Source organism: Kocuria rhizosphaericola, from assembly GCF_044462205.1.
GTDB classification, from domain to species: Bacteria; Actinomycetota; Actinomycetes; order Actinomycetales; family Micrococcaceae; genus Kocuria; species Kocuria rhizosphaericola.
Genome location: NZ_JBISWK010000174.1, coordinates 1 through 8,442 on the forward strand (window position 1 = coordinate 1; position 8,442 = coordinate 8,442).

The window sequence follows — 8,442 nt, forward strand, 5'->3', positions numbered from 1 at the left end:
CTAGCTGTACCCAGCCAGGACGTTGGTAGCAGGGGGTGTTGACGTGAGGAGAGCCTCCGGGTGGGGTGTGGCTTGTCTAAGGCCCACATCCACCACGGAGGCTCCCGTGTCCCACCGTAACGCCCGCACCACCGTCCACGGCAGGCTGCTCATCGTCTCCCGGCATCGGTCCGGGATGCCCAAGTCCCACATTGCCAAGGCCATGGGGATCTCGCGCAAGTGCGTGGCCCACTGGATCGCCCGCGACGACACCGAGGGCGAGGCCGGCCTGCACGACCGGTCCTCGCGCCCGCACACCACCCCGACCCGCACCTGCACGAGCACGGAGCAACGGGTCCTGGCGCTGCGCGCCAGGACCCGGCAGGGCCAGGACTGGATCGGGGGCGAGCTGGGCATCCCGGCACGCACGGTGGGCCGGATCCTGGCCCGCCACCAGGTCCCGTACCTGCGGGATCTGGACCCGCTGACCGGGGAAGTCCTCCGGTCCTCGAAGACGACCGCGGTGCGCCACGAACGCGAGCATCCGGGCGAGCTGGTGCACATGGACGTGAAGAAGCTCGGGCGGATCCCTGATGGTGGCGGGTGGCGGGCCCTGGGCCGTGCGAACGCGGTCAGAGATCGCCGCCACGGGCCCGGCTTCGACTACGTGCACACGGTGGTCGATGACCACTCGAGGCTGGCGTACTCCGAGATCCACGCCGATGAGAAGGGCACCACCTGCGCGGGGTTCCTGACCCGGGCGGCCGCCTACTTCGCCGCCCACGGGATCCCGAGGATCGAGCGGATGATGACGGACAACGCCTTCGCCTACCGCCACTCCACGGCCGTGCGGGCGGTCGTCGCCGCGCTGGGGGCCAAGCAGGTGTTCATCCGCCCGCACTGCCCGTGGCAGAACGGCAAGGTCGAGCGCCTCAACCGCACCCTGGCCACCGAGTGGGCTTACCGGCAGGTCTTCACGAGCAACGACGAACGCACCGCGGCCCTTGCCCCCTGGATCGAGTACTACAACACTGAAAGACGCCACAGCGCACTCGGCGGACTCCCGCCGCTCAGCCGCCTGCGACCAACCTCATGACCGGGTACATCTGTAAGAGGGCATGACGTTATTGGCAGGGGCCGGGACGCGTGAGGCCGGGGGCTGATCGCCGCAGGCGGTATGGGGCCGATGGTAATTGAAGTGGTTCACCCACACCCCAATCGCCTTCCGGCGGGCCTGCTCGCTGGCGTAGGGGCGGATGTAGAGCACCTCGTCGGCCAGCAGGCGGTTGTATCGCTCCACCTTGTCGTTGTGCCGCGGCGTGTAGGGGCGGATGCGCTGGTGCCGGCCGGCCAGGGCAAGCACGCAACGAGTGAAGTCCTTGGCCCGGTAGTTGGCGCCGTTGTCGGTCACGATCCGGTGCAACCGGGGGATGCCGTGGGCGGCGAAGAAGGCTCTCGCCCGGCAGAAGAACCCGATCGTGGTCACCGCCTTCTCGTCCTCGAGAGCCTCGGTGTAGGCCAGCCTCGAGAAGCCGTCCACGGCCGAGTGCAGGTAGGTGTAACCGACCTTCGCCCCGGGCCCGCGCTTGGCCGCCTTCGCGGCGGTGGAGCCGCGGCCGTGGGCCCGCCAGCCGCCGCCGTCGGGGATCTTGCCGATCTTCTTCACGTCGAGATGGACCATGTGCCCGGGCCAGGCGGCGCGGATCCGGCCCGGGGTCCTGCGGGAGTTCTCGCCCTCAGGGGTGAGGTCGCGCAGGCGGGAGATCCCGAGTCGGTGCAGCCAGCGGCCGACGGTGCGCAGACTGATCGTCACGGCAAGGTCGACCAGGTGGCGGTGGATGCGCCGCGCCGACCACTTTCGCTTCCGGCGGAGCGCCTCGATGAGCTCGACGACCGCAGCCGGGGTGCGGGTGCTGCTGCGTCGCGGGGTCGAGGGCCGGTCGGTGAGTCCGGCTTCGCCGGACTCGAGGTAGCGGGCCACCCAGGTGGCCACGGTCGGGCGGGAGACCCGGAACTCCGCGGCCACGTGGGCCTTGGGGATCCCGTCGTCGAGGTGGCGCAACACCATGCGCAGCCGGCCGGTCGGGGTCAGGGGTGCATTAACGTGGGTCATGAACGGGCTCTCTCGCGCGGACGGACGGTGTAGGAACTTCCGTCCTGTGACGAGGAGCCCGTTCCTCATCTCATCGACGCACCCGTGCCAAGAACCTCATGACCCACAACAGCTAGCCAAGGTCGCCGCGGCACATCTGCGTGCCCGGTGTAGCGTTCATGAAACGAAAGTGTGGGCAAAATGTGGGCCTTCCGAGGAAAGCAATAGGGTCCCACCGGCAAAACGCCTAGTGGGACCCTAGTTCTTGCTCCCCCGACTGGACTCGAACCAGTAACCCTTCGATTAACAGTCGAATGCTCTGCCAATTGAGCTACGGGGGACCGTGCACGCACGCGTGCAACGAGCCATCACTTTACCGTCCCCGCCGGGCTTCGACAAATCCGGTCCCGCCGGGGCGGGTCAGTCCTGACGGAGGCCGCGCCGCTGCATCTCCAGCTCCAGCAGCTCCCGCTGGAGCTGCTGGTAGCGCTCGCGCTGCCCGGTGGGGTCGGTGCGCTGGAGCTCCGCGAGCCGGTCCGACTTCCGGCGGTTGATCTGCAGCTCGAAGAGGCGGTTGAGGATGTCCGCGGTGTAGCGCTCCAGCTGCTGCTGGGTGGTGGCGGGCAGCGGCGTCACCGCGAGCTCGGCGAGGTAGCCGTGCAGGGGCTCCGGAAGGTGCCCGCGCACCGCGTCCACCCAGACCTGACCGCTCGGCACGGCGGACCCGCTCCCGAGGAGCCCGGCGCGGGCGGCCAGGACCGCGTCGTGCACGGCACCGTGCACACGGTAGCGGAAGGCGCTGAGGCCGAACTCCTCCCAGTGCCGCTCGAGCATCAGGTCCGGGCACTGGATGACCGTCTCGAGCGCCTCGCGCTCCATCCGGGCCACGGGCTCGCGGGGGTCGGGCAGCTCGACCGGGGCGGGCCCGGACGCCTCGGGCTCGGCCGGCTGGTGCGGGGCGGGGCGCTCCTCGCGCTGGGCGCGGCCCGCGGAGTCGACGGCACGCTGGACCTCCGCCGGCTCGAGCCCGAGCCAGCCCGCCAGCTGCCGCGCGTAGGCGGGACGCAGGGAGCGGTCCCGGATCCGCGCCAGGATGGGGGCACAGGCCCGCATCGCCCGGATGCGGCCCTCGATGGAGTCGAGGTCGAAGTTCTTCAGCGTCGCCCGGATCGCGAACTCGAACAGGGGCCGGCGGTTCTCCACGAGCTCGGCCACGGCCGCGTCCCCGCGGGCGAGCCGGAGGTCGCAGGGGTCCATCCCGTGGGGCTCGACCGCCACGTAGGTCTGCGCCACGAACTTCTGGTCCTCCTCGAAGGCCCGCAGGGCGGCCTTCTGCCCGGCGGCGTCGCCGTCGAAGGTGAAGACCACCTCTCCCCCGCCGCCGTCGTCGGAGAGGAACCGCCGCACGATCTTGATGTGCTCGGCCCCGAAGGAGGTGCCGCACGTGGCCACCGCCGTGGTCACGCCCGCGAGGTGGCAGGCCATGACGTCGGTGTAGCCCTCGACGACGACGAGGCGCCGCTGCTTGGCGATCTCCCGCTTTGCGAGGTCGATGCCGTAGAGCACCTGGGACTTCTTGTACAGGGCGGTCTCGGGGGTGTTGAGGTACTTGGGGCCCTGGTCGTCGTCGTGGAGCTTGCGGGCGCCGAAGCCGATGACCTCGCCGGCGACCGCGCGGATGGGCCACACGAGCCGGCCGCGGAACCGGTCGTAGAGGCCGCGGTTGCCCTCGGAGAACATGCCGGTGAGCTTGAGCTCCTGGTCCGTGAAGCCGCGGTCCCGCAGGTGCTTGAGCAGGTGGTCCCAGCCGCGGGGCGCGTAGCCCACGCCGTAGCGCCGGGCCGCCTCGCCGTCGAAGCCCCGCTCGCCCAGGAACTGCTGGGCGGGGGCCGCCTGGCGGGTGTAGAGGTTGCGCTGGAAGAACTCCGCGGCGACCTTGTGCGCGTCCAGCAGGCGCTGGCGGCGCCCGACCTCCTCCTTGTTCGGCCCGGAGCCCTGCTCGTAGTGCAGCTCGTAGCCGACCCGGGCCGCGAGCTTCTCCACGGTCTCGGAGAAGGTGGTGTGGTCCATGGTCATGAGGAAGGAGATGACGTCCCCGGACTCGTCGCAGCCGAAACAGTGGTAGGTGCCCATCTGGGGCCGCACGTGGAAGGACGGGGTGCGCTCGTCGTGGAACGGGCAGAGCCCCTTCCAGGAGCCGATGCCGGCGCTCTTGAGGGTGACGTAGCCGTCGACGATCTCCTTGATGTCGGTGCGCGCCCGCACCTCGTCGATGTCCTCGCGTCTGATCAGTCCTGCCACACGGACAGTCTAGGCGCGCGGCCCTCGGAGCGGGCACCGCGTGCGGGGGGTCAGCGGGAGCGTTCCAGCAGATCCTGCCGGGTCCTGGTGCCGGTCAGGGCGAGCCCGCCCAGGGCGCCCACCGCGGCGAAGGCGAAGAAGCCCCACGGGTAGGCCAGGCCCGCGGTCAGCAGGGTGCCGCCGACGACCGGGCCCGAGATCGCCCCGAGCCGGCCCACCCCGGCGGACATGCCCAGCGCCGTGGCGCGCACCCGCGGCGGGTGGTTGGCGGCGGTGAACGCGTACACGAGCACCTGGGAGGAGAACACGAAGCAGCCGGTGACGAGGATCAGCACGTAGATGCCGAGCAGCGGCAGCTTGATCGCGAGGGATGCCAGCAGCACGGCCGACCCGAGGAACCAGATGATGCCCGCCACGCGCGGGGTGATCCGGTCGGCCACCCGCCCGGCGACCGCCAGCCCCGCGATGGCGCCCACGTTGAGGACCAGCAGGAAGCCGAGGGAGTTGCCGAGGTCGTAGTCGGCGGCGCGCATAATCTGCGGCAGCCAGGTGTTGAGGCCGTACACGAGCAGCAGCCCCATGAAGGACGCGATCCAGATCGCGATCGAGTTCCGGCGCCAGCCGGCGGAGAGCAGCATCGTGGCGCCGACCTTCTCTGCCTGCTCCTCGTCGGTGTGGTGCTCCAGCCGCACCCCGTAGTGCTCGGCCACGGCACGGGCCTCCGCGAGGCGCCCCTTGGACGCGAGGAACGAGGGCGACTCCGGGAGGAACACGACCATGAGGGGCACGAGCACGAGCGCCGGCAGGGAGCCCAGGACGAACATCTCCTGCCAGCCGAACTGGCGGACGACGACGATGGCGATCGCGGCGGTGAGCACCGCGCCGACGTGGTATCCGGTCATCACGAGGGTCGTGGCGTTGGAGCCCCGGCCGAGGCGTGCGAACTCGGTGACCATCGCGATGGCGGTGGGCAGGCATCCGCCGAGCCCCAGGCCGGCGAGGAAGCGCAGGAGACCGAAGACGAGGACGCTCGGGGAGAACGCCGCGGCGAACGTCAGCAACGAGAACAGGACCACGGCCCCGATGAGCATCTTCCGGCGCCCGAGCCGGTCGGTCAGGTAGCCCATGGTCAGGGCACCGATCATCATGCCCACGAGGCCGACGGTGGCCACGGCGGTGCCCTGGGCGGTGGTCATGCCCAGTTCGTTGTTCTCGAGCATGGACGGCAGGACCGCCCCGAGCACCACGGCGTCGAAGCCGTCGAGCAGCACGGCGATCCAGCACAGCGGCGCCACCCATCCCCGGGAGCGGAGGACCGGCCGGGTGCCCGAGGAGGAGGGGGATGCCGCCCGCGGGGCGAATCCGGTGGAGTTTCCCATGACAGTCGAACCTTTGTGAGGAGGGGCACAAACGCGCCGAGTCTAGGGAGCGGCGCCGTGAGCGACCCAGCCCGCAGTCATTGAACGGGATCCGGTGCCGTCCCGGCACGGCGGGTCACCAGAGCGGCTTGTCCCCCACGCGCCAGTGGGTCCCCCGGATCCGGTCGTGCAGGGACACGGCGGACAGGTCGGTGAGGGACGCGATCTGGTCCACGACGAGGCGCAGCCGGGCGGCCTCCGTGCCCGGCCCCTCGCCGAGGTCGTGCCAGTCGGCGGCGAAGGCGGGCGAGAGGTGGCGGCCGTCCGAGTCCATCAGCGCGCCCACGAGGATCGAGAGCACCTCCTGCTGGTTGTCGTAGATCGGCTGGGCGTCGCGCACGGTGATGACGTAGGTCGTGGCGACGCCCTTGAGCACGCCGATCTCCTCGGTGGTCTCCTGCGGCACCACGAGCTGGGCGTCGTAGCGGGTCAGCGGGTCCTCGCCGTAGATGTCCCGGGTGGCGCCGACCGCGGACATCGCGAAGCGGCCGATGAGCTGGCTCGTCATGTTCTTGAGCCGTGCGAGGTCCTTGCGGGACCCGTCCATCTCCCGGACCCACAGGGACGAGTCCTCCAGGCGGGCCAGGGCGGCGTCCAGGGACCCGGGCGCGGCCTCGGGCAGGTACCAGCGCCGGGTGAGCTCGAGCACCCTGTCCCGCTGGGTGGTGTCGGCGAGCCAGCCCAGCTGCACGAGACCGGAGGCGATCGCGTCCTCGACGTCGTGCACGGAGTAGGAGATGTCGTCCGAGAGATCCATGACCTGGGCCTCGAGGCACTTGGTGCGCTCCGGGGCGCCCTCGCGCAGCCACGCGAACACCGGCAGGTCGTCCGTGTAGACCCCGAACTTCGGGGACCGCGTCCCGTCGTGGCGCAGCGGGGCCTCGTGGGCCTGCCACGGGTACTTGCACACCGCGTCCAGCACGGCGCGGGTGAGGTTCAGACCGGCGGGCCCCCCGGCGTCGTCGAGCACCTTGGGCTCGAGCCGGGTGAGCAGGCGCAGGGTCTGCGCGTTGCCCTCGAAGCCGCCGATGTGCTGGGTCAGCCGGTGCAGGGCCGACTCCCCGTTGTGCCCGAACGGCGGGTGGCCGAGGTCGTGGGAGAGGCAGGCGGCGTCGACGACGTCGGGGTCGCAGCCGAGCATCCGGCCCAGCTCCCGGCCGATCTGGGCGACCTCGAGGGAGTGGGTCAGGCGGTTGCGCACGAAGTCGTCGGTGTCCGGGGAGACGACCTGGGTCTTGGCCGCCAGCCGCCGCAGCCCCGACGAGTGCAGGATCCGGGCGCGGTCCCGCTCGAAGTCGGAGCGGTACTTGTTGTGGTGGTCCTCCGCCACCCAGCGCGCGACGTCGCGGGCCTCGTAGCCCGGGGCGGGCGCGCCGGTGCGGTCGATCTCGATGGACGTGTGGGGCATGCCCGGTCCTTTCCGTGTCGTGGGGGCCGGCTCAGCCGCCGGAGACGTCGAGCTCCGCCGCGACCAGCCCCAGCCGCTCGGCGTCCCCCAGCTCGCGGGAGCCCAGCCAGCCGTCCGGCAGGTGCGGCTTCTTCGGGGACCCGGCCCGGCCGCGCGGCCCCTCGACCGCCTCGCCCGGGTAGCCGAGGGACAGGTCGAGCTCGTCCAGCAGCTCGCGCAGGGTCGCGAGGTCCGGCACCTGCGCCATCCGGGCGCGCAGCTCCCCGCCCACCGGGTATCCCTTGAAGTACCAGGCGACGTGCTTGCGGATGTCGCGCAGCCCCTTGGCCTCGTCGCCGAACATCTCCACGAGCAGCTCGGCGTGGCGGTAGATCGTGCGGGCCACCTGGTCCACGCCGGGGCGGAAGCGGTCGGGGCGGCCCTCGAAGGCGGCCTGCAGGTCCCCGAAGAGCCAGGGCCGGCCCTGGCAGCCACGGCCGACGACCACGCCGTCCACGCCGGTCCGCTCGACCATGCGCACGGCGTCCTCGGCGCTCCAGATGTCCCCGTTGCCGAGCACGGGCACGTCCGGCAGGGCCTCCCGCAGCTGCGCGATGGCGTCCCAGTCCGCGGTCCCCGAGTAGTGCTGCTCGAGGGTGCGCCCGTGCAGGGCGACGGCCGCGACGCCGCAGTCGCGGGCGATCCGGCCGGCCTCGAGGTAGGTCAGGTGGCCGTCGTCGATGCCCTTGCGCATCTTGACCGTCACGGGCACGTTGCCGCGGGCGGCCTCCTCGACGGCGGTGCGCACGATCGCGGTGAACAGGTCGGTCTTCCAGGGCAGGGCGGAGCCGCCGCCCCGCTTGGTGACCTTGGGCACGGGGCAGCCGAAGTTGAGGTCGATGTGGTCGGCCCGGTCCTCCTCCACCACCATCCGCACGGCCTGGCCGACATGCACCGCGTCCACGCCGTAGATCTGGATGGAGCGGGGCGTCTCGTCCGGGTCGTGGTCGATGATCCGCATCGACTCGGGCCGCCGTTCCACGAGGGCGCGGGCCGTGACCATCTCCGTGACGTAGAGGCCGCCGCCGTACTCGCGGCACAGCCGGCGGAACGCCTTGTTGGTGACCCCGGCCATGGGGGCCAGCACCACGGGGACGTCGATCGTGAGGTCGCCCAGGTGCAGCGGCGGCAGGTCGAGCCGGGCGGGCTGGTTCTCGGTACGGGTGTCCATCACCGGGGAATTCTCTCACGGACGGGGACGCCGC

The 8,442-nt window shown here is 71.3% G+C and carries 6 protein-coding genes and 1 tRNA gene; 1 reads left to right on the forward strand and 6 read right to left on the reverse strand.

The annotated features are described in order from the left end of the window. The first annotated feature begins 106 nt into the window (after positions 1-106). A complete protein-coding gene (locus ACH9D2_RS17780; RefSeq protein ID WP_396364156.1) occupies positions 107-1,075 on the forward strand; it encodes an IS481 family transposase in 969 nt (322 codons plus the stop codon). Here ACH9D2_RS17780 and ACH9D2_RS17785 read toward each other — a convergent pair. The 6 genes from ACH9D2_RS17785 to dusB all read right to left on the reverse strand — a co-directional run bounded on the left by ACH9D2_RS17785 (position 1,070) and on the right by dusB (position 8,408). Next, positions 1,070-2,092, reverse strand: a complete 1,023-nt coding sequence (locus ACH9D2_RS17785; RefSeq protein ID WP_396364157.1) for an IS481 family transposase — start codon at positions 2,090-2,092, stop codon at positions 1,070-1,072. The genes ACH9D2_RS17780 and ACH9D2_RS17785 overlap by 6 nt on opposite strands. Before the next feature lie 247 nt (positions 2,093-2,339). Then, positions 2,340-2,412, reverse strand: a tRNA-Asn gene (locus tag ACH9D2_RS17790). 79 nt (positions 2,413-2,491) lie between these two features. Beyond that, positions 2,492-4,372: a DNA primase gene (gene dnaG / locus ACH9D2_RS17795; RefSeq protein WP_396364158.1), complete on the reverse strand. Its 1,881-nt coding sequence runs from the start codon at positions 4,370-4,372 to the stop codon at positions 2,492-2,494. Between the two features lie 50 nt (positions 4,373-4,422). After that, positions 4,423-5,751, reverse strand: a complete 1,329-nt coding sequence (locus ACH9D2_RS17800; protein WP_396364159.1) for an MFS transporter — start codon at positions 5,749-5,751, stop codon at positions 4,423-4,425. Between the two features lie 115 nt (positions 5,752-5,866). Beyond that, positions 5,867-7,198 carry a deoxyguanosinetriphosphate triphosphohydrolase gene (locus ACH9D2_RS17805; protein ID WP_396364160.1) on the reverse strand — a complete coding sequence of 444 codons (1,332 nt, stop codon included), beginning with the start codon at positions 7,196-7,198 and terminating at the stop codon, positions 5,867-5,869. Positions 7,199-7,229: 31 nt separating this feature from the next. After that, positions 7,230-8,408: a tRNA dihydrouridine synthase DusB gene (gene dusB, locus ACH9D2_RS17810; protein ID WP_396364161.1), complete on the reverse strand. Its 1,179-nt coding sequence runs from the start codon at positions 8,406-8,408 to the stop codon at positions 7,230-7,232. Positions 8,409-8,442: the final 34 nt, after the last annotated feature.